Source organism: Trichloromonas sp., from assembly GCF_034006665.1.
Taxonomy (GTDB): Bacteria; Desulfobacterota; Desulfuromonadia; order Desulfuromonadales; family Trichloromonadaceae; genus Trichloromonas.
The window spans coordinates 1-24,923 of record NZ_JAVESI010000025.1; the positions used below are offsets into that span (position 1 = coordinate 1).

22 protein-coding genes are annotated in these 24,923 nt (G+C 61.2%); 13 read left to right on the forward strand and 9 right to left on the reverse strand.

Annotation, left to right across the window (positions count from 1 at the left end; all coding sequences use genetic code 11):
• Positions 1-191: 191 nt before the first annotated feature.
• From RBR25_RS10555 to RBR25_RS10565, 3 genes are all read right to left on the reverse strand, one after another.
• Positions 192-677, reverse strand: a complete 486-nt coding sequence (locus RBR25_RS10555) for a CarD family transcriptional regulator (protein WP_432819514.1) — start codon at positions 675-677, stop codon at positions 192-194.
• A gap of 192 nt (positions 678-869) precedes the next feature.
• Positions 870-1,142, reverse strand: coding sequence for a hypothetical protein (locus RBR25_RS10560; protein ID WP_432819515.1), 273 nt, complete (start codon positions 1,140-1,142; stop codon positions 870-872).
• Positions 1,143-1,407: 265 nt separating this feature from the next.
• The gene (locus tag RBR25_RS10565; protein ID WP_432819516.1) at positions 1,408-3,795 is read right to left on the reverse strand and encodes a penicillin-binding protein 1A; all 2,388 of its coding nucleotides are present in this window, start codon (positions 3,793-3,795) and stop codon (positions 1,408-1,410) included.
• Between the two features lie 170 nt (positions 3,796-3,965).
• Here RBR25_RS10565 and pyk point away from each other — a divergent pair, with 170 nt between their 5' ends.
• The 10 genes from pyk to ybgF all read left to right on the forward strand — a co-directional run bounded on the left by pyk (position 3,966) and on the right by ybgF (position 12,814).
• Positions 3,966-5,414, forward strand: coding sequence for a pyruvate kinase (gene pyk / locus RBR25_RS10570; RefSeq protein WP_432819517.1), 1,449 nt, complete (start codon positions 3,966-3,968; stop codon positions 5,412-5,414).
• Between the two features lie 13 nt (positions 5,415-5,427).
• Complete coding sequence (gene queC / locus RBR25_RS10575) at positions 5,428-6,120, forward strand: 7-cyano-7-deazaguanine synthase QueC (protein WP_432819518.1); 693 nt, start codon at positions 5,428-5,430, stop codon at positions 6,118-6,120.
• Between the two features lie 119 nt (positions 6,121-6,239).
• Positions 6,240-7,007, forward strand: a complete 768-nt coding sequence (gene folE2 / locus RBR25_RS10580) for a GTP cyclohydrolase FolE2 (RefSeq protein ID WP_432819554.1) — start codon at positions 6,240-6,242, stop codon at positions 7,005-7,007.
• A 122-nt stretch (positions 7,008-7,129) separates the two neighbouring features.
• Entirely contained in the window at positions 7,130-7,738 is a 609-nt protein-coding gene (locus RBR25_RS10585; RefSeq protein ID WP_432819519.1) for an HD domain-containing protein, read from the forward strand.
• Between the two features lie 67 nt (positions 7,739-7,805).
• Positions 7,806-8,477, forward strand: a complete 672-nt coding sequence (gene tolQ / locus RBR25_RS10590; protein ID WP_432819520.1) for a protein TolQ — start codon at positions 7,806-7,808, stop codon at positions 8,475-8,477.
• 95 nt (positions 8,478-8,572) lie between these two features.
• Entirely contained in the window at positions 8,573-8,998 is a 426-nt protein-coding gene (gene tolR / locus RBR25_RS10595; RefSeq protein ID WP_432819521.1) for a protein TolR, read from the forward strand.
• A gap of 41 nt (positions 8,999-9,039) precedes the next feature.
• Entirely contained in the window at positions 9,040-9,972 is a 933-nt protein-coding gene (locus RBR25_RS10600) for a TonB C-terminal domain-containing protein (RefSeq protein ID WP_432819522.1), read from the forward strand.
• On the forward strand, positions 9,969-11,267 hold the full coding sequence (gene tolB / locus RBR25_RS10605; RefSeq protein WP_432819523.1) for a Tol-Pal system beta propeller repeat protein TolB: 1,299 nt from the start codon (positions 9,969-9,971) through the stop codon (positions 11,265-11,267). Before RBR25_RS10600 ends, tolB begins: the two co-directional genes overlap by 4 nt.
• Positions 11,268-11,388: 121 nt before the next feature.
• On the forward strand, positions 11,389-11,946 hold the full coding sequence (pal, locus tag RBR25_RS10610; RefSeq protein WP_432819524.1) for a peptidoglycan-associated lipoprotein Pal: 558 nt from the start codon (positions 11,389-11,391) through the stop codon (positions 11,944-11,946).
• A 64-nt stretch (positions 11,947-12,010) separates the two neighbouring features.
• A complete protein-coding gene (ybgF, locus tag RBR25_RS10615; RefSeq protein ID WP_432819525.1) occupies positions 12,011-12,814 on the forward strand; it encodes a tol-pal system protein YbgF in 804 nt (267 codons plus the stop codon).
• A 72-nt stretch (positions 12,815-12,886) separates the two neighbouring features.
• Here ybgF and RBR25_RS10620 read toward each other — a convergent pair whose 3' ends face one another.
• From RBR25_RS10620 to RBR25_RS10635, 4 genes are all read right to left on the reverse strand, one after another.
• Positions 12,887-14,578: a cation:proton antiporter domain-containing protein gene (locus RBR25_RS10620; RefSeq protein ID WP_432819526.1), complete on the reverse strand. Its 1,692-nt coding sequence runs from the start codon at positions 14,576-14,578 to the stop codon at positions 12,887-12,889.
• A 224-nt stretch (positions 14,579-14,802) separates the two neighbouring features.
• The gene (locus tag RBR25_RS10625; RefSeq protein ID WP_432819527.1) at positions 14,803-15,030 is read right to left on the reverse strand and encodes a hypothetical protein; all 228 of its coding nucleotides are present in this window, start codon (positions 15,028-15,030) and stop codon (positions 14,803-14,805) included.
• A gap of 37 nt (positions 15,031-15,067) precedes the next feature.
• Positions 15,068-15,301 carry a hypothetical protein gene (locus RBR25_RS10630; RefSeq protein ID WP_432818447.1) on the reverse strand — a complete coding sequence of 78 codons (234 nt, stop codon included), beginning with the start codon at positions 15,299-15,301 and terminating at the stop codon, positions 15,068-15,070.
• Positions 15,302-15,666: 365 nt separating this feature from the next.
• On the reverse strand, positions 15,667-16,671 hold the full coding sequence (locus RBR25_RS10635; protein ID WP_432819528.1) for a 4Fe-4S binding protein: 1,005 nt from the start codon (positions 16,669-16,671) through the stop codon (positions 15,667-15,669).
• Positions 16,672-17,017: 346 nt separating this feature from the next.
• On the opposite strand from RBR25_RS10635, the gene RBR25_RS10640 reads away from it, so the two are divergent.
• A complete protein-coding gene (locus tag RBR25_RS10640) occupies positions 17,018-17,701 on the forward strand; it encodes a class I SAM-dependent methyltransferase (protein WP_432819529.1) in 684 nt (227 codons plus the stop codon).
• Here RBR25_RS10640 and RBR25_RS10645 read toward each other — a convergent pair.
• Together RBR25_RS10645 and RBR25_RS10650 are read right to left on the reverse strand one after the other, a co-directional pair.
• Positions 17,698-19,011, reverse strand: a complete 1,314-nt coding sequence (locus RBR25_RS10645; protein WP_432819530.1) for a hemolysin family protein — start codon at positions 19,009-19,011, stop codon at positions 17,698-17,700. The genes RBR25_RS10640 and RBR25_RS10645 overlap by 4 nt on opposite strands.
• Positions 19,012-19,055: 44 nt before the next feature.
• Positions 19,056-20,066 (reverse strand): TerC family protein, encoded by a 1,011-nt coding sequence (locus tag RBR25_RS10650; RefSeq protein WP_432819531.1) that lies wholly within the window; start codon positions 20,064-20,066, stop codon positions 19,056-19,058.
• A 525-nt stretch (positions 20,067-20,591) separates the two neighbouring features.
• Here RBR25_RS10650 and RBR25_RS10655 point away from each other — a divergent pair.
• A complete protein-coding gene (locus RBR25_RS10655) occupies positions 20,592-22,688 on the forward strand; it encodes an HDOD domain-containing protein (RefSeq protein WP_432819532.1) in 2,097 nt (698 codons plus the stop codon).
• Positions 22,681-24,876, forward strand: a complete 2,196-nt coding sequence (locus RBR25_RS10660) for an EAL domain-containing response regulator (protein WP_432819533.1) — start codon at positions 22,681-22,683, stop codon at positions 24,874-24,876. The genes RBR25_RS10655 and RBR25_RS10660 overlap by 8 nt, the downstream gene beginning before the upstream one ends.
• Positions 24,877-24,923 lie beyond the last annotated feature (47 nt).

Here is a 24,923-nt window from a genome sequence, read left to right on the forward strand (position 1 = left end):
CTTGCCGTTCAGCTAACGGTTCCCGTCATCAGGGTCCGTAGAGGACTTTCACCTCCAAGTCAACGATTGACCACCACGATCAATCATCTGGTGCTTACGCACCACGCGCCATGCCTGGCGCACCAAGCAAAGGGGGATGCCAAGTGCCATCCCCCGATGAAAAACCGCGACCGGAAAGAAACGTCGCTTCGTTAGTGAAGAAAAATCTTCTCAACCCGCTCGAAAACTTGATTCTCATCACTGCCGTCGGCCAAGGCCAGCTCCTTGACCAACAGCTTGCGGGTCAGATCGAGAACCTTCTTCTCACCGTAGGAAAGCTCCTTGTTTTCCTTGAGCTGGTACAGTTCCCGCAGGACCGAGGCGACCTCGAAAAGATCGCCGGAGCGAATCTTTTCGTTGTATTCCCGCTGCCGACGACTCCAGGAAGCGATCATGCCGCAGGCACCATGCTTCTCTTCGAGGAGATCGTAAATCGAGGCGATACGGTCCTTATGAATGAGGTTCCGCAAACCGACCTGGCTGGCATTACCCACCGGTACCATGATCGTCATATCGCTGTCGACAATGCGCAACACGTAGAAATCGTGCCTTTCTCCGGAAAATTCCCTGGTTTCGATCGCCTCGATTTTCCCTACGCCTTGAGCGGGGTAAACCGCCATCTCACCGATTTTAAACATTTGGGTGCTCCTTCCGCTAACATTGACGAAGAATAAAATTTAGCACAGAAGACCCGCCCCGTCAAGGCAAGACACGGAGAAACAAGCACTTAGCCAAATTCGACCGGCAGCGCCCCCCATATCACCAGACAAAAAAGCGGGCCTTTGCAGGCCCGCCCGTCGCGGCGGTTCCGCCTCTCCGGCAGCGGTTGCCTAACGCAGACCCGCCTCGGTGTAGTTGACGATGAAGGCATCAAGGGCGACCCTCTGCTCCGGTGTCAGCTCACCGAAGCAAAGACCACGCCGACGCATAGGAAGGAAACCGTAATCAAGGGGGCAATCGGAAACCGCCTGGACCGGAACCCTCCCCAGTGCCAGGCTCTCGTCGTGAAAAAGATCGAGTTCGTCGGCGGCTTCGGTGAGTTCGCCGTCGCCAAGATAGCGAAAGGCCAGGCCGCCGGCGCTGATATCGATAACATGGAACATTGTCTCAGGGGCTGAGCGGACTCGCGCCAACGCCCTTCCATGGGTCAAAAACCGGCGATGTCTTCGAGCAGTCCGCACCTGTTCCATGGCTCCCAAACCTCCCGCGCTATCAAGGGTTGAAATCACCCGTACCTGTGATAGATTGCAAAATTCACACCACAAAAAACACAGGGTTTTCTGGGAAAAAGGTCTCTCTTCGCGGGCGTTCTGTAAAAAATTCCGACATTTTTGGGGAGAATTTTACATTTCCGCCCCCCCAGGCAAATCAATATTCATCCATGTCGATACGGAAGAAGTCCTGGGCGCGTGGGCGCTCCTGGTCGACGGCATAGCGGGTCGGCGCGGTTCCCGGCGCGAAGGCCTCAATCATGGCATTCGCCTGGGTCTCGGAAGCAAGCAGGCCGGTGCGAGGATCGATGGCGCAGAATTCCATCATATCGGGAACAGGGAAATCGGTCGCCGGCCAAGACTTGACCGCCTCCTTCATAAAGGAAAGCCAGGCAGGCAGCGCCGCCCGCGCCCCCGTCTCCTTGTGCCCCAGGGGGCGCTCCTGGTCGTAGCCGGTCCAGGAAACCGCCAACAATTGCGGCACATAGCCGACGAACCAGGCATCCTTCAGGTCATTGGTGGTGCCGGTCTTACCCGCCGCCGGCCGCCCCAGCTCCTTGGCCCTCTGCCCGGTGCCGTTCTGAATGACGCTTTCCATGAGGTTGGTGATCAGATAGGAGGTTTCCGGAGAGATCACCCGCTCGCGCCGAACGGAGAGCAGACGCTGCTCCGCACGGGTTCCTCCCGGGAAGTCGCCGGGGTAGATCGACTCCAGAACCCGTCCGTCGCGATCGGTCACCCGGGTCACATAAAAGGGCGCCACCCGCACCCCGCCGTTGGCAAAGGCGCTGTAAGCCGTCGCCAGCTCCAGGGGGGTCACGGCCGAGGAACCGAGCGCCAGGGTCAGGTCACGATTGAGGGGGGATTCGATGCCGAGTTTTTTGGCATAGTCGATGGCATAACCGACCCCGATATCCTCAAGGATTTTGATCGTGACGATATTGTTCGAATGGGTCAGCGCCTCACGGAAGGTCAGGGGCCCCCGAAACTTGTGATCATAGTTCTGCGGCCGCCAATCCTCCTTGCCCCGCTGCGGGTAGATCAGGGGCGTGTCGAGGATCACCGTCGCCGGGGTGTAGCCCTTGTCCAGAGCCGCCGCATAGATGATCGGCTTGAAAGCCGAACCGGACAGCCGCCGGGCCTGGATCACCCGATTGAACTGACTGCGATAGAAATCGTAGCCGCCAACCATGGCCTTGACCTCGCCGGAAGCGGGGTCAAGAGCCACCAGCGCCCCTTGCGCCTCCGGTTCCTGATCCAGGGCGAGGGTGAGGCGACCGTCTTCGGCGACCTGTTGGACCCGCACCCGCAAGAGCGACCCGACGGGTAACCGGGTCTCCTTGCCGTTGGCGTTGCCGACCGGAGTCTGGTCGGCGGCCACCACCCGGACCTTGCCGGCCCAGCCCATGCCCTTGAAGGGAATCTCCCCCCAGCGATTGCCGAAGCGCGCCTGCAGGGCTTGGGGGGTCGCTCCCGTCAAAACCGCATCAAAAAGGCTTCCCTCCGCCGGCGGACGGGCTTCAAGTTCCGGCGCCTGCTCGGCGAGGAAATCGTCGATCTCGGTCGCCTTGAGCACGCGCTCCGGCCCCCGGTAGCCGTAGCGCCGGTCATGCTCCTGAAGATTTTCCCGCACCGCGCGCTGGGCGGCCGTCTGCATGGCGAGGTTCATGGTGGTGCGGATCTCCAATCCGCCGGTATAGAGCATCTCCTCGCCGTAAGCCTTTTCCAGGTAGCGCCGCACCTGTTCGGTAAAGTAGGCCGCCTCATGGGTATGGGCGTTGGTACGGGGATGGATGGTCAAAGCTTCGGACAGGGCCGCCGTCGCCTCCGCCTCGCTGATGTAGCCGTCCTCGACCATACGTCCAAGAACATATTTCTGACGTTCTTTGGCCCGCTCGAAGTTGCGGTAGGGAGAATAGCGACTCGGCGCCTGGGGGAGGCCCGCCAGCATCGCGCACTCGGCGAGGGTCAGCTCTTCGACATTCTTGTTGTAGTAATTCTCCGCCGCGGCCTGCACCCCGTAAGCGCCGTGGCCGAGATAGATCTGATTGAGATAGAGATAAAGCAGTTCGTCCTTGGTGAGGCGCTTCTCCATGCGCCAGGCGAGAATCGCCTCTTTGAACTTGCGGGAGAACTTCTTTTCCGGGGTCAGCAGCAGACCCTTGGCAATCTGCTGGGTGATGGTGCTCCCCCCCTGGACGACGCCGCCGGCCTTGAGGTTTTTCAGGGCGGCGCGGAGTATAGAAAAGAGGTCGATGCCTTGATGTTCGAAGAATTTGGAGTCCTCGGCAGCAACAAATGCGCGCACCAGTCGCTCCGGCATGCGCGCCACCGGCACGACGATGCGCCGTTCCCGGTAGAATTCGGCGATGACCGCGCCGTCGTCGCTGAGGACCCGGCTGATGACCGGCGGTCGGTAATCGCTCAAGGAATCGACTTTGGGCAGGGAACCGGCAACATAAAAGTAGGCGCCGGCAAGGGCGCCGATCCCGAGCAGGACGAGGACCAGGCCGGACCAGAGAAGGAAACGAATCAGCGTGGACATGGGCAAACCACCTCGAAAATCGGTAAAAAATTGTTCATCCATACCACAAACGACCGCCCCTGGCCATTTATTTTGCCGTCCCCCGGGAGGCGTGATATAGTGACGCTCCCCGGGGCATAGGGCCGCTGCCCTTAGTGTCCAACCCCGCTTTCCCCCGGTGAGGAGGCTCCATGTACCGGCGCACCAAAATCGTCGCCACAATCGGCCCCGCCAGCGAATCGGAACAGATGCTGCTCGCTTTGATGGAGGCCGGCACGGACGTCTTCCGTCTGAATTTTTCCCACGGTGACCACGCCGGCAAAGCCCGTATCATTCGCCGTCTCCGCGATCTTTCCCGGCAGCGGCGGCAGGCGGTTGCCATTCTCGCCGATCTGCAGGGACCGAAGATCCGCGTCGGCCACCTGCGCGACGGCGCCATGCCCCTGCGCACTGGCCAGGAGGTGATTCTCACCGCCCGCGAGCTGCTCGGTGAGGGGATGGTCATCCCCAGCGATTACAAGGGCCTTCCGCAGGATGTCAAGCCCGGCGACGCCATTCTCCTCGACGACGGCCTGCTCGAACTGCGGGCGCTTGCCGTCAACGACGAAGATGTCCGCTGTCAGGTGGTAGTCGGCGGCACCCTCAAGGACCGCAAGGGGATCAACCTCCCCGGCGCCCGGGTCTCCATCCCCGCCATGACGGAAAAGGATCACGAGGATCTGCGTTTTTGCCTCGGTCAGGAGATCGACTATCTGGCCCTCTCTTTCGTCCAGCAGGCCGCCGACGTCCTCGCACTCAAGGAACAGCTTTACCAGGAAAAGAGCGCCCTGCGCGTCATCGCCAAGATCGAGAAGCCGCAGGCGGTGGAGGATTTCGCCGCCATCCTCGACGCCGCCGACGGCATCATGGTGGCACGGGGGGATCTCGGCGTGGAGATGAATCCCGAGAAGGTGCCGCTGATCCAGAAGCGCATCATCCGCCTCTGCAATGAAGCGGGCAAACCGGTCATCACCGCCACCCAGATGCTCGAAAGCATGATCCACAATCCGCGCCCCACCCGCGCCGAGACCTCAGACGTCGCCAACGCCATCCTCGACGGCACCGACGCCGTCATGCTTTCCGGCGAAACCGCCGCCGGCAAATATCCGGTGGAGGCGGTTTCGCTCATGGTCCGGGTCGCCCACGACGTGGAGCAGGATCCGGTGCTGAAAAGCAAGGTTTATCACCCGATCCCTGAGATTCTCGGCTACCGGCGCCTTTCCGAAGCCATCGGCCAGGCCGCCTGCCGGGTGGCGGAGATGGTCGGCGCTACCGCCATCCTTGCCTTTACCCAGACCGGCTCCACCGCCGCGCTGGTCGCCAAATATCGCCCCGACCTGCCGATCTTCGCCATCACCCCGTCCCAGACCGCCCGCCGCCGCCTCTGTCTCTACGCCGGCATCCACGCCCTGCGGGTCGCCATCGAGGGGGATACGGAAGCGCAGATCCGCTCGGTGGAACAGGTCATCCTCTCCCGCGGCGTCCTGCGCCGGGGGGATATCGTCGTCATCACCATGGGCAGCCCGGTCTCTTCCCCCGGCACCACCAACCTGCTCAAGGTTCATCGCCTGGGGACCGGGAATTTCTACGAGGTTTACTAGCCAAGGAGTACCCATGTCAGACTGTAAAAAAGCTGTGGTTCTCTACAGCGGCGGGCTCGACTCCACCACCTGCATGGCCATCGCCCGGGTCGAGGGTTTCGCCCCTTACGCCATGAGCTTCGCCTACGGCCAGCGGCATACCGTCGAACTCGACCGCGCCCGGCGCTATGCACCGCTGGTGGGGGCGGTCGAGCACCAACTGGTGGAAATCGACCTGCGTCGCATCGGCGGCAGCGCCCTCACCGGCGATCTGGAAGTGCCCAAGGAGGGAGTGCGCGAGGGGGAGATCCCGGTCACCTACGTGCCGGCGCGCAACACGATCTTTCTCTCCTTCGCCCTTGGCTGGGCCGAGGTGCTCGGCGCCTTCGACATCTTTATCGGCGTCAACGCCGTCGACTATTCGGGCTACCCCGACTGTCGCCCCGAATATATCGCCGCTTTCGAAACCCTGGCCAATCTCGCCACCCGCGCCGGGGTCGAGGGAAGCGGCCGCTACCGCATCCATACCCCGCTGATCTCGCTGAGCAAGGCGGACATCATCCGCAAGGGGCTGGCCCTCGGCGTCGACTACGCCCTCACCCACTCCTGCTACGACCCGACCCCCGAGGGTCTCGCCTGCGGCCGCTGCGACTCCTGCCGGCTGCGCCTAAAAGGCTTCGCCGAGGCGGGGGTGCCGGACCCGGTCCGCTATGTGCGTAGGGCGTGAGAGGTGAGACGTCAAGAGTGAGGAGAAAAATCAAAACGATCCGAGGAATTACCATGATCAATCAACATGAAAGCCCTTCATCCGTCACGCCTCACTCCTCACCCGTCCCCGCCGCCGCCATGCCGGACTTGCAGCAGTCCCGGGACGAGCGCAACATCCCTATCGACAAGGTCGGGGTGAAGAACATCCACTATCCCATCGTCGTCCTCGACAAGAGCAAGGAGCGGCAGCACACGGTGGCGCGCATCAACATGTACGTGGATCTGCCCCATCACTTCAAGGGCACCCACATGAGCCGCTTTATCGAAATCCTCAACGAGCACCACGGCGAGATCAGCATCGAGGGGATCGACGCCATCCTGTTGGAAATGAAGGAGCGGCTGGAGGCCTCCAGCGCCCATCTGGAACTGGAATTCCCATACTTCATCGAAAAGCGGGCGCCGGTCTCGGGGGCGCGGGGTCTCATGGAATACCAGTGCCGGATGCTCGGCAGCCTCGGCGAAACCGGCGATTTCATCCTCGGCGTGACCGTGCCGGTCACCTCCCTCTGCCCCTGCTCCCGGGAGATCAGCGAGCGCGGTGCCCACAACCAGCGCAGCGCCGTCACCGTGCAGGTGCGCTATCGCGACCATATCTGGCTGGAGGATCTCATCGAATGGGTCGAGGCCTGCGGCAGCGCCCCGGTCTACTCCCTGCTCAAGCGCGAGGACGAAAAAGCCGTCACCGAACAGGCCTACGACAACCCCAGGTTTGTCGAGGACATTGTCCGCGCCGTCACCGAGAAGCTGCAACATATTGAAAATATTACCTGGTTCCGGGTCGAGTGCGAGAATTTCGAATCGATCCACAACCACTCGGCCTACGCCCTGGTCGAACAGCGACGCTGATCGCCCCTGTGGAAAAGTCTGTGGAAAGGGTGGATAAGCCAGCGGGCTAACTGTATACAATCGACCGCGACCACCCCGGTCGGGAACACCGCAACGGGTTTCGTCCCGGCAAGGAAGACATCGTGACCGATCTCAACTATCTCGAAAACCTCTTTCTTATCCCCGATGGCGCAGAGCGCGAACGGCGCTGGCGTGAGGATCCGGAGGCGCGCCGCCTCCTGCCCGAGCTTTACCGTCTCGACGGCATCCCCCAGCCCCCCGATTATCATCCCGAAGGGGACGTGCTGACCCACACCCTGCTGGCGATCCGTTACCTCCCCCCCGATGCCGATCCGCGCCTGGCCTGGGGCGCCCTGCTCCACGACATCGGCAAGGCCGAAACTACCCGGGAAGTCGACGGCCGCATCCGCGCCTTCGGTCATGACCGTGCCGGAGTCGAGCTGGCCGCAAGTATCCTCAAGCGTCTCGGCATGGCTCCGGACCAGATCGAGGACATCCTCTGGCTGGTGCACCATCACATGTTCGCCCTGAGCTGGCAGATCGACGACACCAATCAGCTCAGCCGGCGCCAGTGGCGTTTCATCGCCGACCCGCGCTTCCCTCTCATGCTCGACCTGATGCGCCTCGACGCCTTGGCCGCCGGCGCCAACCCGGCCAAACTCGCCCAGGTCGAATTCTACCGTCGCGCGCACCGCGCCCAGGTATCCGAACCGCCTCGTGAATGCCATTGACTTGCCCCCGCGCTTGCATAATAATCGCCGCGTCTGTCCCCAACCCCTTTAATCACGGGAGGCAATCTTGGAACTGGTGCTTAACGCCGGGCCGGTGGTCAAACTGGTTCTGCTCTTTCTCGTCTACTTTTCGGTGGTCTCTTGGGCCATCATTTTCTACAAGTTTTTGGTCATTCACCGCGCTACCCGCGACTCGGACCAGTTTCTCGATTTTTTCTGGGCCAAGAAGCGTTTCGACGCCATCAACCAAGGGCTCAGGGATTATCCCAACTCGCCGTTGACCGTCCTCTTCCGTGAAGGCTACCAGGAACTGCTCAAGATCCAGGGTCGTCGTCCCGGGGAGGAGGAGGGGCATCTGAGCACCGACCTGGGCGGGGCGGAAAACGTCGCCCGCGCCTTGCGCCGGGCCACCACCCTCGAAACCCACCGGCTGGAGAAGTTCACCACCACCCTCGCCACCACCGGCTCCACCGCGCCCTTTGTCGGACTCTTTGGCACCGTCTGGGGGATCATGGACGCCTTTCGCGGCATCGGTGAAAGCGGCAGCGCTTCGCTGGCGGTTGTCGCGCCGGGCATCTCCGAAGCGCTGGTGGCCACCGCCATCGGTCTGGTCGCAGCGATTCCCGCCGTCATGGGCTACAACCACTTCATGCATAAGGTCAACGTACTCACCGGCGAGATGGATAACTTCAGCCAGGAATTCCTCAACATCGTCGAACGCATGATGCGGAGAGGCTGATGAGCCACGGCAGTAACCTGACAGCTCGCATGATGCGGAGGGGTTAGATGAGCTTCGAACGAAACATTTCTGCTCGCATGATGCGGAGGGGTTAGATGGATATCGGACCGAATCGCGGCAACCGCAACGCCGTCTCCCAGATCAACGTCACCCCGTTGGTCGACGTCATGCTGGTGCTGCTGATCATCTTCATGGTCACCGCGCCGATGATGGAACAGGGAGTCGACGTCAATCTCCCCGAGGTCGCGGAAGCGCCCAGCCTTGCCGCCACCAAAGAACCGCTGATCATCACCGTACAGAAAGACGGCGCCATCTCCATCGGCCGCACCAAGATCGAGGAGGCCGCCAAACTGACCCCGGTGCTGCAACAGATCCTCAAGGACAAACCCGAGGATGAAAAGGACGTTTTTCTCGAGGCCGACCGGGACGTTCCCTACGGCAAGGTCGTTCCGGTGATGGCGGCGATCAAGAAAGCCGGCGTCGCCAAACTGGGGATGGTTTCCCAGGAGCCCCGCCCCTGACCCTTCATTGAAAGCCCTCACGGCTCTCCGTAGCTCTCTCTATGCACCCGAATCCGCACATACGGCAGGGCATCAAAGCCCGTTCCGAACCGGGGCTTTCCCGCATGCTGGTGGTTTCCCTCATCATCCATGCCCTGTTTCTGCTCCTGTTTTCCGGGGTGATCCTGCCGAAGATGAAGACCCCGCCCAAGCCGGTCTACGTCGTCGACCTGGTCAACCTGCCGGTCAAGGATCCCCGCGCCGGGCGTCCGGATGTGCGCAAAGGCCCGGAAAAGGCCGAGCCGAAGCCGGCCGCCAGCGCCCCGGAACCGAAGCCGGACGCCGTGCCGCTGCCGCCCAAACCGGAAACCAAGCCCGAGGTGGTCAAGCCGGAGCCGCCCAAGCCGGAACCGAAAACCGAGCCCAAATCCAAACCCAAGCCAAAACCAGAACCCAAACCCGAACCAAAGCCGACTCCGAAACCAACACCCAAGGCCGACGCCAAGCCGAAACCCGAAAAACCGAAACCCGCGGACAAACCGAAGGTCACGGCCAAGGACGAGGCGAGTGTCACCAGCGCCTTGGAGAAGTTGCAGAAAAAACAGGAATACGCGGGCGTTCAAAGCAAGATTCTGGCGATGGCGGCGGCCAAAAACGCCAAGGGGTCAGCCGGCGATGTGCCGGTCGGCATGCCCGACGGCAAGGGGACGGAGGAAGGGGTTTCCAGCGACGCCTGGTTGCAGGAATATCTCAAACAGGCCTGGCGCCTCTCTAAGTACCAGGTCGGCCGTGCCGATCTGGAGGCGAAAATGCAGTTGATCTTCGACGGCCAGGGGAAACTGGCCAATTACACATTCACGAAAAAATCCAGCGACGGCCGCTTCGATGACTCCGTGGTGCGCGCGGTTTTACAACTCAAGGATTATCCGGTCCCGGCTCTCGCCGGAAGCCGCAAGGATGTCGTATTCAACCTGAAGGAATTACAGAGACCATGAAACGTTTTGTTTTTTTCGTCACGATCCTGGCCCTCGCCTGGGCCGCGCCCCGCTTTGCCGCCGCCGCCATCGAAGTCAGCGCCCCCGGTCAGCAGGCCGTGCCCATGGCCATCACGGAGTTTCTGCCCTTGGAAGGGGCCGCTCGCCCGGAGTTGGCCAAAGAAATCGCGGAGGTTTTGTCTTGGGATATGGACCTCACCGGGATGTTCAGTCTGGTCGATCCGGCCTCCTTCCTCAGTGACGCCCGGGTACTCGCCCTCAATAGTGTGGAGATCGACTTCGCCCAGTGGCGCCTGCTGCGCGCCGACTATCTCATCAAGGGCGGCTATGTGGTGCAAGGGGATCAACTGACCCTCGAAGCCCGCCTTTTCGACGTGGTCGAACGCCGGCTGCTCGCCGGACGGCGCTACACCGGCAAGGTCGCCGACGCGCGGCGCATGACGCATTCCTTCGCCGATCAGATCATGAAGAGCCTGACCGACGAAAACGGCCCCTTCAACACCCGGTTGGCCTTCATCTCCAACCGTACCGGGCACAAGGAACTCTATCTGATGGATGTGGACGGGCATAACCCGACGCGCATCACCGACCACCGCGCCATCGTCCTCAACCCCGACTTCTCCCCCCGGAGCAAGGAACTGATCTTCACATCCTACAAGGCCGGAAATCCCGACCTCTACCGCAAGGAAACCTACTCGGGGAAGGAAGTGCGCATCTCCGCCCAGCGAGGTCTGAACATTTCCGGCCGCTACCGCCCTGACGGCCGCGAACTTGCTGTCTCCCTCTCCCGCGACGGCAATGCCGAACTCTATCTGATCGGCACCAGCGGCGCCATCAACCGGCGCCTTACCGATGCCTGGGGCATCGACTCCGATCCCAGCTGGAGTCCCGACGGCAGCCAGATCGCCTTTGTCTCCGACCGTCAGGGCAATCCCCATATTTTCATTCTCGATCTCGCCGGTGGTCAGGTTCGGCGGCTGAACAGCTCCGGCAAATACAACGTCACTCCAGCCTGGAGCCCCAAAGGGGACCGCATCGCCTTCAGCCGCATGGCGGGCGGTCAGTTCGATATTTTCACCATCAACCCCGACGGCAGCGATGAACGGCAGCTAACCTTCGGCGGGGGCAACAAGGAACATCCGCGCTGGAGCCCCGACGGTCGCTTTATCGTTTATTCCTCCAGCGAACGGGGCAAGCGCGGCATTTACATCATGCGTGCCGACGGCAGCGGTAACCGCCCCGTCGCTCTCGGCGGTGGCGATAACAGCCATCCGGCTTGGTCAGGAGAATGGTAAACCTCCTGAAAACTGTTGTTTTTTAGATCATCTTCGATATAATCAGCACGTTTTGCTCGGTCTGAGGCGCACTTGGACCGACAGATAAAGACCCCTTTTTCACCTCAAGGAGAGAACACCGATGAAAACCACCCTGCGTCTGCTGCTGACCCTTGCCCTGCTCGCCACCCTGGCTGTCGGTTGCGCGAAAAAACCGGCAGCCGTCGTGACCGCCCCAACCGACACCACCGCCCTTTCCAGCGCTCCGGTTCAGGAATCGACCGGCTACGGCGACAGTTCCGTCGGCTCCGGCGGTGTTGGCGACCGCCCCGCCTCCAGCTACGATGCTCTGCTCGGCGGTGAGGTCGCGGGCCTTAACCGCATCTATTTCGGCTTCGACCAGTTCACCCTCAGCGATGAGGCCCGGGCGACCCTGGCCAACAACGCCGAGTACCTGAAGGCCAACCCGGGGCTGAATATCCGCGTCGAAGGGCACTGCGACGAGCGCGGCTCCGATGAATACAACCTGGCCCTCGGCGAGCGCCGCGCCAATGCCGCCAAGAGCTACCTGGTCTCCCTCGGCATCGCCCCGAACCGCCTGAGCATCATCTCCTTCGGCGAGGAAATGCCCTTGGCCGTCGGCGGCGACGAAAGTGCCTGGGCGCAGAATCGCCGCGCCGAGTTCAAAGCCTCCCGCTAATCCGTCCCGCCATCCCCCGGCCGCGTTACGACGCGGCCGGGCCTGCCGAAAAAGGAAGTCCGCCATGACCCCTTGGATCAAACTTCTTCTGCTGCTCACCTTGGTGACGACTCTCTCGGGCTGTGCCACCCAGCGGCAGTTGCATATGGAACGGGATCTTGACGAAATGAAAAAACGCCTGGCCAAGGCGGAACTGAGCCTCGCCGCCCAGGGCAAGAGCCTGACTGGCGAGTTGGAACAGCGCCTCGATACCCTCGGCCGGACCCAGGCCGACCTGCAGGTCGCCCTCGATACCCTCAAGATCGACATGCAGTCCCTCAATGGCCGTTTCGAGGATCAGGCCCGGGAGCGGGACGAACTGCGCGGCGACATGCTGTTGGTCAAGGATGATGTTGGTCTTAAACTCACCTCCCTGGAAGACCGGGTGCGGACGCTGGAAGAGAACCGTACGGCCGTCGGCGGCGCCGGGGGTCTCGGCGGCGGTATGCCCAACTCACCCGAAGCCCTGTACGAGGTGGCCCTGGAAAAGATCCAGAAGAGCGGTGACTACGCCGGGGCGCGGGAGAGCCTGCAACAATTCCTCAAGGACAATCCCCAGCACCCCCTGTCCGTCAACGCCATGTACTGGATGGGCGAAGCCTACTTCGGCGAAAAGAACTACGAAAACGCCATCCTCCAGTTTCAGGACGTGATCCAGAAACACCCCACCCATCCCAAGACGCCGGCGGCCCTGTTCAAGCAGGGACTGGCCTTTCAGGCCCTAGGGGATGCGCAGAACGCTAAGATCATCCTGCGTAAGGTGCAGGAGACCTATCCCCAGTCCGAAGAGGCCGGCAAGGCCAAGGCCAAACTTGCCGAACTCAAGTAAACGACTCGTCCGTCGTCGTCATCGGGCACAAAAAAGCCTCGCTACCTGAGCGCGGCTTTTTTATTGCCCGATTCAGCGCTCCTGGCTGCTGCGCACCAAGGCGAGAAACTCGGTGAAGTTGCTTACCCCGGGGACTTTTTCCCGGATTTCCTTGACCTTGAAGGTCGAGGCAATGTCCGCGAGGATTTCCAGTTGGGCGCCGTCGTCCTGTACCGGGGTAAGGATCAGACAAATGATTTGGGCGGGGATGCCATCCGGACTGTCGAAGTCGATCCCTCCCGGCGACAGCCCCACCACCACCAGCGGCGCGGTCAGCTCCTTGAGCCGGGCATGGGGAACGGCGAGGCCGCGTCCGATTCCCGTGGACATAAGCCGCTCCCGTTGCCGCACCGCCTGGCTGATAAGGCCGCCATCCACAGCAAGCACCTCGCCGGCGACGGTGGCGAGTTCCATGATGATACCGTCCTTGGAATAGGCGCTGAGAGGATTGACAAAGGTTTTCCCGCTGACATAGTCGCAGAAGCGCCGAGCCTTGCGCAGGCTGAGCAGGCGCTGCAACAACGGACCGCTCATCAGCGAGGTGACCAGGGCCACCACCACCAGGGCGACGAAAACCTGGTGACTGATCATTCCCATCTGCAGGGCCAAAACACCGAGGATTATCCCCATCGTTCCCTGGGCGCTCATGCCGAAACCGACGGCGAAGGCGTCACGCCACGCCAAACCGCCCAGTCTGCCGCCACAGGCACTGCCGATCACCTTGCACGACACCGCCAGCAGGAGAATGGTCAGCGTCAGGGGAAGATCGAACTGTTCGGAAAAATTGACCTTGAGGCCGATACTGGCGAAAAAGAGCGGAGCAAAGATAAAGGAGACGAACTGGTCGATCGTCGCCCGGGTCCGTTCCCGCAAATGACTTGAATGCCCAAGAGCCACACCGGCCAGAAAAGAACCGAAAATCGCATGCACGCCGATCCATTCGGTAAAAGCCGAAGCGACCAGGCAGAAGGAAAAGGCAAAACCAAGCACGCCGCCGGGCCAGCTGGTATGCGCCTGAATCCACGGCAACAGGCGATGGATGCACCAGGGGACGACGGTCAACATCGCAGCGGTAAAGACCAAGGTAATCCACAGGGTATGGGCCAGGGGAATGCCCTGATTGACGCCGAGCATGCCGAGGATCATGGCGAAAACCAGCCAGCCCAGCAGGTCATTGAAGACTGCGGCGGCGATGATCGTTACCCCTAGGTCGCTACGGTAGATATTGAGATCCATCAGGATTTTGGCGATGATCGGCAGGGCGGAGATAGAGAGGACCGTCGCCATAAACAGGGCGAAGGGCAAAGGAGCGACCCCAGACTGATAACCCATCTCTTGCGGAAACCACCACGCTACGGAAAAACCGATGGCGAAGGGCAAGAGCATGCCGGAGATGGCGACCCAGAAAGCGACTCGGCCCTGACGCCAGACGGTGGTGAGATCCACCTCCAGTCCGGCCACCAGCAGAAAGAGAGCAATCGCCAGGGTCGTCAGACCGTCGAAGGCCAGTGCACCGCCTCCCTGGGAAGGAAAAAGAAAGGCGCTCCACTCCGGCGCCAAGGCGCCGAAAATCGTCGGTCCCCAGAGGATCCCGGCGACGATCTCGCCAAGAACCGAAGGAAGATTCAGGCGCTGGGCCATTTCCCCAAGAATCCGGGCGCTGGCCAAAAGCAGGCCGAGCGCCAGAAGCAGGGCAGTAATTTCATTGTGGGTGAGTGTGCTCATGACAGGCCGCTTCGCACAGAGCTGATGATCGCTCCTCCGACAGGTCTTGACAGGTCTCTCACCCTACCGGCAGGGCTAATCCGTTGCAAGAGAAATCTCTTGCTCTTGTCGTCAAATCATCAAACAATCAAGTGGGTTGTGCATATTGAATAACAAAACCCGGGCCGTCTCCTCAGGGAGCGGCCCGGGTTTTGTTAGTGCATTGTCGGTGTCGATTCGGCCGCTTACTTGCCGGCCTCCGTCGCTTCGCTGCCGGAGGTCACGCCCTTGGCGATGCCGATCATCAACATCACCGCCGGAACCAGCTGGGTAGCGACGATCAGACCGAAGAAGCCGAGAAAGAGCCAGGCGAGGAGACCGCTGCCGGTGCTTGCGAAACCAGCGGCAAAGGCGCTGGTGGCCAGGGTCAACAATCCGGTGGTGAACAGGCTGGTAAGGGCGATGGCTTTCATGGTCTCCTCCTCTATGGAATCGGGCTCGTTTGCGCTGTTAGTGGATGCTCTGTTTCGCTTCTTCCGCTTTCGGCTCGACCACCGCCTTGGCGATGCCGAACATCACCAGCAGGGCGGGGATGAGCTGGGCGGCGACGATCAGACCGCAGAAGCCGAGGAAGACCCAGACGACGAAGCCGCTGTGGTCGGTGCGGGTCGAGGCGGCGAATGCGGGAGCGGCCAGGGCGGAAAGGGCGAGGGTGGCGGATGCGATCAGGGATTTGACTTTCATGATGTCCTCCTATGGATTCAGGTGATTGCTGTGAGGCGTTGTGCCTTGCTGTTGTCTTTATCTATAGCGAGGAGCGTACCAATCTTGGAAAGACCCCATAAATTATTTTCAACTTGTTGAAATTAAAAGGCAAAAAAGGAAACGCCAAGGCCTTGCGCGAGGATTTCGCAAGGCCTTGGCGTATAACACAAATATACATTTCTTCGTTACGTCGGTTTCGTTAGATTGGCCTGAATTTAGTTCAATATACTGTAATAACTGATGATTCAACCAAATCCAGGGTGTATTTTACTTTTATACGGGTGTATGAGCAGCAAACAGGCAAAGCGGCAACACGCCAGCGGACGACTGTTGTGGCGCCATCATCAATGGACCAGATGGCGCGACATGGGAATCAGCCGCCGATAATCCTCGGCGGTCAGGCTCGACTCCCAAAGACCGCTGATCATGCCGATCCCCACCCCCAGGGAGAAAATCGCCACGACCAGTAGCGGAAAGCGCCAACCGGCGAGAAGATCCCGTCTTCCCGGAGGGGCCATGGCCAAGGAACGGGTCGGACAGACGGCCTCGCAACTCAGACAACCGGTGCATTCCGGGCTGCCGATGGCAATTTTGCGATCGACCGGCAACCGGGAAGGGCAGGTTTCGGCACACTTGCCGCAGTCAACGCATGTTGAAACGTCGCGCCGGATCTTGAGGGGGCTCAGCAGGCTGAAAAGCCCGAGGAGCGCCCCGTAGGGGCAGAGGTAGCGGCACCAGAAGTTCTGATAGAAGAAGGAGAGAACGGTCAGCGCGGCAATGATCGCCAGGGCGGTCGCGGACATCCCGGTGAAGAAATGGAGCATCTTCACGTCGCTCACCGCCCAGTAGGGGGTTTCGAGAAAGGAAGCGAGGGCGAAGGACGGCATATCGAGGAAGATAATCTTCACGAAAAAGGCCAGCAGCAGGTATTTCAGACCGCGCAACGGCCAGTCGAGCCAGGGCCAGATACGGAAATTGCGGCCAAGAAACCGACGCCCCAGCTTCCACATCGCTTCGGACAGGGTTCCCACCGGGCAGAGCCAGGAGCAGAAGCTCTTGCGTGCCAGCAGGCTCATGGCGATAAAGGTCAGCAAGAGAACCATCGCCGCCGGGTGGATGCTGTCGACGATCCCCGTCGTCACCCAGTATTTCAAGCTCACTAGGGCGCCGATGGGGAGAAAACCTTCGACCCCCGGGGGGCGGGAAACATAGGGGCTCGCGCCGAAGCTTTCGTAATGACGGACAAAAAGGGCGAAACGGACGCCGATGCCGAGGATCCAGGCGAAAAATAGCCATTGAATCAGGTTGCGCACACGGGTTCTTCGGGATAAAAAATCTCTGATCATCATCTTCTCCTGGATATCTGCTCAACGGGCTACGGTTTTTCCCCATGAAAGCAGAGGACATCCGGCAAAACCTTGACGCCGGTCAAATTCTCCCGGAAGAGGAAACGCCCGCGCCCATTCCCTAGGCATGGATGGACAAGCCCCGAAAAATTCCCGCACCAAGTTAATCAGCGTGTTCAAGAAAGAAGAACTTGAAAATTTACCGGGATGAAGGGATAAAGAATCGGGAAATGCCTATCCGGTTCACCCTCTTCAGCCCCGTTGTGATCGCCTGTTAACCTCTCCCTACGGGGAAAATCCAGGGGTGAAAGTTACATTTTAATCAGATCAGCCGCCCAAGGAGCCGACCATGATTCAGGACGCTACCGACCAATACATCACCACCATCCTTGCCCACTACCCCCTCGCCGGGAAAAAAGTCCTGGAGATCGGCTGCGGCGGCGGCCGTATTACCCGCGACCTTGCCCGCCATGCTGCCTCGGTCCTGGCCACCGATCCCGACGGCAAGGCGCTGGCCAAGGCTCGCGCCGCCGTCACTGCAGAAAATGTCACCTTCCGCCAGGCTCCGAGCGGCGTTCCCGAGGACCTGTCCCCCGCCTCTTTCGATCTGGTGATCTATACCCTCTCCCTGCACCACGTCCCCATCGGCGCGATGACCGCCAGCCTGGAAGCCGCCGGCCGGCTGCTGCGCCCCGGTGGAGCGATCATCGTGCTGGAGCCCGGGGCGGAAGGGCCGTTTATGGAGGCCAAGCAGCGTTTCGGCATCGGTAGCGGCGACGAAAGCCGCGAGCAGGCGGCGGCGCTGGCGGCCATGAAAGAACTGACCGGCTGGCAGGTCGGACCGACCATCCATTTCGAAACGGCTTTTCTCTTCAGCGACGAAGCCGACTTCTTCGCCAGCAAAGTACCCAACCATGCTCAACTCCCCGCCGAACGGCTGGCGGAAATCCGCGCGTTTCTCAGCCCCTATAAAACGGCCGAAGGGATCGTGCTGCGGGCCGGGCGTCGGCTCAATGTCCTCACCCGAAACTAGGCCTTATCGTCACCACGAGGATCGATACGCACCCGGCGGATCGCGGTCCCCCGGACCTTGACGCAGGTCAGGCGAAAGCCCTCCCAGTCAACCTGCTCCCCCTCGGCGGGGAGATGCCCCAGCCTGAAGAGGATCAACCCCGCCAGGGTATCGTAGGGCTGCCCGGGAGTCGCACGCACGCCGAGCAGATCCTCCAGATCCCTGAGGGGAAGAAGGGCATCGACGAGATAGCCGCCGTTAGCGAGAGGCTGGATGCGGCGCGGCTCGTCCGCGTCGTATTCATCCTCGATTTCCCCCACCAGCTCCTCCAGCAGATCCTCGGTCGTCACCACCCCGCTCAACCCGCCGTATTCATCGACAACCATGGCCATATGCAGATGCTTGCGCTGCATCTCCCGCAACAGCTCGTTGACCCGTTTCGTTTCCGGAACGAAAAAACAGGGTCGAAGCAGAGCTTCCAGATCGAAAGGAGTCGCACGCACGGCCTGGGCCAGCAGATCCTTGCCGTGAACGAACCCAGCCACGGCTTCGATCTCGCCCCGATAAACCGGATAACGGGAATACTGATGTTCCAGCACCCGCGCCAGCACCTCCTCCCGAGACAGATCCAGATCAAGACCGACCACCCGCGGCCGGGGGACCATCACCTCACGCACCAGGGTCGTGGAAAACTCAAAGACGTTGCGGATGAATTCCTGCTCGTCAGGGCTGACCGAGCCGGTTTCCCGCCCCTCGGCGATCAGATGCTGGATCTCTTCCTTGGTGATGAAAGCCCGCTCGCCATCCCCCTTGACTCCAAGCAGCGCCAGCACCGCCCGGCTCGACAGGGTCAGAGTCAGAACGGCCAGCCCCCCCAGCCGAGCCAGCCAGTGGATGGGCCGAGCCACACCGAGGGCGATGCGTTCGGAATATTCCAGGGCCAGGGCCTTGGGCACCAGTTCTCCAAGAATCAGCGAGAGGTAGGCGATGCAGCCGACCACCAGAAAGAGGGAAAGAGGTTCGGCGGCATCGCGCACCAGTTCAAAGGGCGCCTGCAGCAAAAGCGGTTTGATCACCTCAATGGCGGCGGCGCCGCCGACGGCGGAGGCCAGGGTGCCGACCAGGGTCACACCGATCTGTACCGTGGCGAGAAAACGATGGGGGTCGGCCTGCAACTCTTCCAGGATTTTCGCGCCGGGCCGATCTTCGGCGACCAGTTGGGCGATGCGGCCGCGCCGGACCGAGACAATGGCCAGTTCGGCCCCGGCGAAAAAGCCGTTGGCGAGAATCAGCAGCAAGACGATCGCCAGTTCAAACCATAGAGTTTCCATCTAAAATCCTTCTTTTCAGAAACGGGACAAAAAACCCGGCGCTATCAGCCTTCGCCTTTTTTCTCGGTCTTGTCCTCCGCCTTGGCCGGACTCCCCGGAACCCAGCCGAGTCGCGCCTCGGCGGCAGCCGTTCCGGCGGGCAGAACCCGGGTCTTGAAGACCGAAACCAGCATCGAGCCGCCGATGAGCACCGCGGTAACGAGCAGCGCCGCCTCGGTGGGGATGACCTTGCCGAAGGCCGCGTTGATCAGCATCTTGGCGCCGACCACCATGAGCACCAGCGACAGCCCGTACTTGAGATAATGGAAGCGATGGATGATGCCGACCAAGGCGAAGTACAGAGCGCGCAGGCCGAGGATGGCGAAGACGTTGGAAGTATAGACGATAAAAGGGTCGGTGGTGACAGCGAAGATCGCCGGAATGGAATCGAGGGCGAAGACCACGTCGGTGACCTCGACCAGGATCAGCACCACCATCAGCGGCGTCAGAAAGATCAGCCCGTCGCGCCGGACGAAAAAGCGGTTCCCCTCGTAACCCTCGGTGACCCGGCAATGGCGGCGGACCATCCGGACCAGGCGGTTTCCCTCCATGTCCGGCTCCTGATTGATGGTCGCCAGCATCCGCCCGCCGGTGAAGATGAGAAAAGCACCGAAAAGGTAGATGACCCAATGAAAGGCCGAGATGATCGAGGCGCCGACCAGAATCAGCACGGCGCGCATGACCAGGGCGCCGAGAATGCCCCAGAAGAGCACCCGGTGCTGATAGCGGGAAGGGACCGAAAAGTGGCTGAAGATCAGCACGAAGACGAAGATGTTGTCGACACTCAGGCTCTTTTCCAAAAGATAGCCGGTGAAGAACTCGACCGCCGAGTCCCGCCCAAGAAAATGCCAGACCCCGGTGCCGAAGAGCAGGGCAAGGACAAAGTAACCGAAGCTCAGCCACAGCGCCTCGCGGATTCCCACCTCCTTGCCGTTGCGATGGAGAACGCCGAGATCCAGCGCCAGCAGAACCAGGACGAAAAGATTGAAGCCAAGCCACATCCACAGGGTATGCATCGATTCATTGCTCCTTGCGTGTTCGCGTCCCGGGCAAAAAAAAACCTTTCCCCAGGACATTGGTAAATGTCATGGACAAAGGTCTTGCAAGGCGCGACATAACGTCGCAACTCCCGCGTCCGGGTGAAAATCACCGTACTGACGAAGCGCGGGCCGGAACCCTTTCCGGATGCTACTCCCCTTTTTCTCCGACGATCATCCTAACAAGATCCCAAAACGGGGACAACGGAAAATTTTCCGAGGTCTTTTCTGAGGGAAATCCCTAAGTTCCCGCCGGGGGCCGACACAGAGGTGATAATTGCCGTTCGGACCCCCTGAAAAGCTTTGTGATAACCCTTTTTCTTCAAAAACATAGACATTTTAACCCTTGACCTTGGAAAGCCTTTCATGGTTATGATCACATACAATTGAATGCTTTCGTAAGTCCCGCGCGCCAAAATATGATTCAGGAAAATCCCTTGTGCCCTTCCGGAAAAACACTGAAGGGTTTCGGGGTTTTTTCCGTGCCCCAGAAGGGTTACGGCCATGATCCTGGAAAAACTGCGCTTCGAAAGGATTCCCAGCGTTCCGGAAGTTTTGGTGGCGCTTCTCAAACTGTGCCACAAACCCCAGGTCGAATTCGATGAACTCGCCCGGGTCATCGAGCGGGAACCGGTCCTTTCCGGAAAAATCCTTCATCTTGCCCATTCCGCCTGTTACCGCCAGTGGACCGAAGTAACCCATATCCGCCGTCTGCTGGTCGTTCTCGGACTGGATACGGTGCGCCAATTGGCTCTGACCAGCGCCGTCCACCAGCACTTCAGCCAACTCGCGCCGGAACATGAACGTTTCACCGCCGCCCTCTGGTTCCGTTCCCTCCTCTGTGCCCATCTCGCCCGCGACCTTGCCCGCCTGACCGGCTATCCGGCCCCGGAAGAAGCCTATCTCGCGGGGTTGCTCCAGCGCATCGGACAACTGGTGCTGCTCCAAAATTTTCCCGAGCCCTACCGGGACATCCTCTTCATGGACGAATCCGAAGGGCGCATCGAAAAGGTGGAACGGGACCGCTTCGCGACCACCGCCGCCGAGGTGGGTGCTGAACTTCTGCGCCAGTGGCCGGTCTCCTCTTGCCTGGTCGACGCTGTCCGCTACCAGAACTTCCCACAGGACGACCTGAGCGAGAGTCCGTCCCTGATCAAACTGCTCAACCTGGCAACCCGCCTGAGCCGCGGCAATCACGCCGGCGACAGCCTCCCGACCAACCTGGACGATCGGCTCTTCGGTCTCAACGCCGCCCTGCTCGCGGAAGCTTTTCAGAAAGCCCGAACGGAGGTTCTGGAAACGGCGCGGGGCTTCGCCATCGACCTCGACGGCTCCTCCCAGCGGGAACCCAGTCCGGCCCAGCGGGAACTGGCGGGCTACGCCAGGGATCTGGCCCTGCTCGGCGGAACCCAGGCCTCGCAGCCTTACTGCCTCGAAATCCGCGCCGCTCTTGAGCGCATCCGCCGGGATCTGGCCTTGGTCTTCGCTCTGGACGAAGTCGAAATTTTCCTCTGCGACCCCTCGGGAGAACGCCTGCTCGGCCAACCCTCGCCCAGCCATCCCGCCTGCTCCGCCTTCGCCCTGGAGTGGAGCCAATCCCCCAGTCTCTTAGGACGGGCCCTGCGCGAAGAACGGCCCCTTTCTTCCTGCGAAGACGCCGGGCCGGAAACGGAAGCCCTCGTCGACGAACAGCTGCGCCGACTCTTGAACGCCCCGGGATTGCTGGCGCTTCCCCTGATCGCCGAACGGCAACCCCTCGGCGTGGTCGTGGCGGGAATCGCTTCAGCGAGCCGTTTTCCCTTGGGCGAACGGCATGCGGGTCTGAGCCTTTTCGCCGGACAGCTGGCCCGCCTTCTTCACCAGGCCCGCGAGGCCGAAGCGACCCATGCTGCCGAGGAGAGCGCCGGGCGCCAGTGGCGTGAACTGGAAATTCGCAAGTTGCTGCATGAGGTGAACAATCCCCTGGCCGTCATCACCAATTACCTGCATGTTCTTGGCCTCAAACTGGGGGAGGACGGCCCGGTCCGAGAACTGACCGTTTTGCGCGAGGAACTGGCCCGGGTCAGTGACCTGCTCGCGCGCTTCAAGGATCTGGAGCAGCCTCCCGCCCCCGGCGCGGAAAGGCTGGAGCTGAACCGGGCCATCACTGATCTTTGCACGATCTTCAGAGAAGGGCTCTTCCAGGGAAAAGGATTGAACGCCGAACTCGACCTGGACAAAACCATCCCCCCCCTGGCCCTGAGTTCCGGCGCCCTGCGCCAAGTGCTGATGAATCTGGTCAAGAATGCCGCCGAAGCCCTTCCCGAAGGTGGGCGCATCCACCTTGCGACCCGCGACCGGATCCACAAGAACGGTGCCCTCTTCGTCGAACTGCGCATCAGCGACAACGGTCCGGGCCTGCCCGAGAAGGTGCTGAACAGCCTCTTCTCCCCGGTCGCCAGCGATAAACCGGGGCATGCCGGTCTCGGACTGACCATCGTCAAACAGCTCCTCGACCAGCTCGGCGCCGAGATCAGCTGCGCCTCCAGCCCCGAATCCGGCACCCGCTTCCAGATTCTTTTACCCCGCCTCCTGACTAAAGAGACGTCCGCCCATGCCTGACCGCCTCCGCTCCAGCATAACTTCCGCCGTGCCTGCCGACACCGCGGAGAAGGCAGAGCAGCAGGAGCTCTTCCCCCCCCGACTGCTGGTGGTGGACGACGAGCCGCAAATACTCGAGAGCCTGAGGGTCCTGCTCGAACTCTCCGGCTACCAGGTGAGCTGCGCCTTGGACGGCCATGCGGCGCTCGGCCTGCTGGAACGGGAACGCTTCGATCTGCTCCTGCTCGACCTCAACATGCCGGGCCTGTCCGGACAGCAGGTGCTCAACATCCTGCGCCGGCGCGAGATCGACAGCAGCGTCGTCATCCTCAGCGGCGAAACGACCTTCGCCCAGGCGACCTGCGCCTTCCGCCAAGGGGCGGCCGATTTTCTCGCCAAACCCTGCCCTCCCGAAACCCTGCTCGCCGCCATTGCCGCCGCCCTCGCCCGACGGCGCCGCAAACAGGACTATTTCGTCATCCAGAAACGCCTGCAAGGGTCCGAGGAGCTGCACCGCTTCATCGTCAACAGCGCCCCCGATCTCTTCTTTATGCTTGATGGCGAGGGACGGTTTTCCTTCGTCAATGACCGGGTCGAAAGCCTGCTCGGTTGCCGGGTCGACGATCTGCTCGGCCGGCATTTCACGGAAATCGTCTACGAGAAGGATCGGGACCGGGCGCACTATGGCTTCAATCTCATCCACCACCCCGGGACGCGCTCGACCAAGCGCATGGAACTGCGCCTGCGCATGCACAACGGCGACGACCTGCGTTACGTCGAGGTGCGGGCCATCGCCACCGAACTTTCCCCGATGGGAACCTACACCGCCGAGGGCGGAGTTCCCCAAGGCCCCACCGCCACCTACGGGGTCGCCCGGGACATCGGTGACCGCAAGCAGTCCGAAGCGCTGCTGCGCTACCATCGCTACCACGATGTTTTGACCAGTCTCCCCAACCGCACCCTTTTCAACGACCGCATGGACATCGCCCTGGGCCAAGCCAAGCGCGCCGGCGGCAAACTCGCCCTGATGTCCCTCGACCTCGACCGTTTCAAGAAGATCAACGATACCCTCGGCCATTTTGCCGGGGACGAACTGCTCCAGGCGGTAGCCATGAGACTCAAGCGTTGCCTGCGCGAGGGGGATACCCTGGCGCGGATCGGCGGCGACGAGTTCGTCCTGCTGCTGCCGGGGATCGTTCGTGCCGAGGACGCTTCGGTCATCGCCCAAAAGATTCTCGGCATCGGCGCCCAGCCCTTTTATCACCAGAACCAGGAACTGCGCCTCACCTTCAGCATCGGCATTGCCCTCTATCCAGACCACGGTGAAAGCAAGGAGACCCTGCTGCGCCATGCTGATTTGGCCATGTATCGAGTAAAAGAGACGGGGCGCAACGGTTTCCGCCTCTATGCCGCCGACATGCAGCAGGACTGTTCCCAATTTCTGGACATCGAATTGGGACTGCCCCGAGCCATCTGCCATGACGAGCTGCGCCTCCATTACCAGCCCCAAGTGGATATGGCGCGGGGGCGCGTTGTCGGCCTCGAAGCCCTGGTGCGCTGGGCCCACCCGCAACGGGGGTTGTTGCCGCCAGCGGAATTCATCCCCGTCGCCGAAGAGACCAAGCTGATCCGCGATCTCGGCGACTGGGTGCTGCGCCGTGCCTGCCGCGACGCCGTTACCCTGCGGGAGAAGGGTTTCCGCGCGCTGAAGATCGCCGTCAATGTCTCTCCCCAGCAGTTCGAAACGGAAGACTTCGACCAGAACGTCCTGGCCACCCTGCATTGTCACGGGCTGGACCCCCGGGTTTTGGAAATCGAAATCACCGAGAACAGCATCATGCGCGACATGAACAAGTCGATGGCCAATCTCACTGCCCTCGCCCACGCCGGCATCACCATCGCCGTCGACGACTTCGGCACCGGCTACTCCTCCCTCGGCTACCTGCACAGCCTGCCCCTGCACACTCTGAAGCTCGATCGTTGCTTCGTCCAAAACATCACCCAGGCCGGAGAGCGCAACACCATCATCGCCGCCGTGCTTGCCATGGCCCGGGGGCTGGAAATCGACTTTGTCGCCGAAGGGGTCGAAACCCAGGAACAGCACGATTATCTGCTGAATGCCGGCTGTCCCATCGGCCAGGGCTACCACTATTGCCGCCCCCTCGAACTGGAAAAACTCCTTCCCTTTCTCGCCGGCCAGCCCACCTGAAATCCCCTCCGCGCCGGGGCCGATTTGACTTTTCATCGCAAATACGC

Bases quoted from the DNA above. Each gene is read 5' to 3' on its own strand.
- RBR25_RS10555 (WP_432819514.1), bottom strand. From the start codon at position 677: ATGTTTAAAATCGGTGAGATGGCGGTTTACCCCGCTCAAGGCGTAGGG.
- RBR25_RS10560 (WP_432819515.1), bottom strand. From the start codon at position 1,142: ATGTTCCATGTTATCGATATCAGCGCCGGCGGCCTGGCCTTTCGCTAT.
- RBR25_RS10565 (WP_432819516.1), bottom strand. From the start codon at position 3,795: ATGTCCACGCTGATTCGTTTCCTTCTCTGGTCCGGCCTGGTCCTCGTC.
- pyk (WP_432819517.1), top strand. From the start codon at position 3,966: ATGTACCGGCGCACCAAAATCGTCGCCACAATCGGCCCCGCCAGCGAA.
- queC (WP_432819518.1), top strand. From the start codon at position 5,428: ATGTCAGACTGTAAAAAAGCTGTGGTTCTCTACAGCGGCGGGCTCGAC.
- folE2 (WP_432819554.1), top strand. From the start codon at position 6,240: ATGCCGGACTTGCAGCAGTCCCGGGACGAGCGCAACATCCCTATCGAC.
- tolR (WP_432819521.1), top strand. From the start codon at position 8,573: ATGGATATCGGACCGAATCGCGGCAACCGCAACGCCGTCTCCCAGATC.
- RBR25_RS10600 (WP_432819522.1), top strand. From the start codon at position 9,040: ATGCACCCGAATCCGCACATACGGCAGGGCATCAAAGCCCGTTCCGAA.
- tolB (WP_432819523.1), top strand. From the start codon at position 9,969: ATGAAACGTTTTGTTTTTTTCGTCACGATCCTGGCCCTCGCCTGGGCC.
- pal (WP_432819524.1), top strand. From the start codon at position 11,389: ATGAAAACCACCCTGCGTCTGCTGCTGACCCTTGCCCTGCTCGCCACC.
- ybgF (WP_432819525.1), top strand. From the start codon at position 12,011: ATGACCCCTTGGATCAAACTTCTTCTGCTGCTCACCTTGGTGACGACT.
- RBR25_RS10620 (WP_432819526.1), bottom strand. From the start codon at position 14,578: ATGAGCACACTCACCCACAATGAAATTACTGCCCTGCTTCTGGCGCTC.
- RBR25_RS10625 (WP_432819527.1), bottom strand. From the start codon at position 15,030: ATGAAAGCCATCGCCCTTACCAGCCTGTTCACCACCGGATTGTTGACC.
- RBR25_RS10630 (WP_432818447.1), bottom strand. From the start codon at position 15,301: ATGAAAGTCAAATCCCTGATCGCATCCGCCACCCTCGCCCTTTCCGCC.
- RBR25_RS10635 (WP_432819528.1), bottom strand. From the start codon at position 16,671: ATGATGATCAGAGATTTTTTATCCCGAAGAACCCGTGTGCGCAACCTG.
- RBR25_RS10640 (WP_432819529.1), top strand. From the start codon at position 17,018: ATGATTCAGGACGCTACCGACCAATACATCACCACCATCCTTGCCCAC.
- RBR25_RS10645 (WP_432819530.1), bottom strand. From the start codon at position 19,011: ATGGAAACTCTATGGTTTGAACTGGCGATCGTCTTGCTGCTGATTCTC.
- RBR25_RS10650 (WP_432819531.1), bottom strand. From the start codon at position 20,066: ATGCATACCCTGTGGATGTGGCTTGGCTTCAATCTTTTCGTCCTGGTT.
- RBR25_RS10655 (WP_432819532.1), top strand. From the start codon at position 20,592: ATGATCCTGGAAAAACTGCGCTTCGAAAGGATTCCCAGCGTTCCGGAA.
- RBR25_RS10660 (WP_432819533.1), top strand. From the start codon at position 22,681: ATGCCTGACCGCCTCCGCTCCAGCATAACTTCCGCCGTGCCTGCCGAC.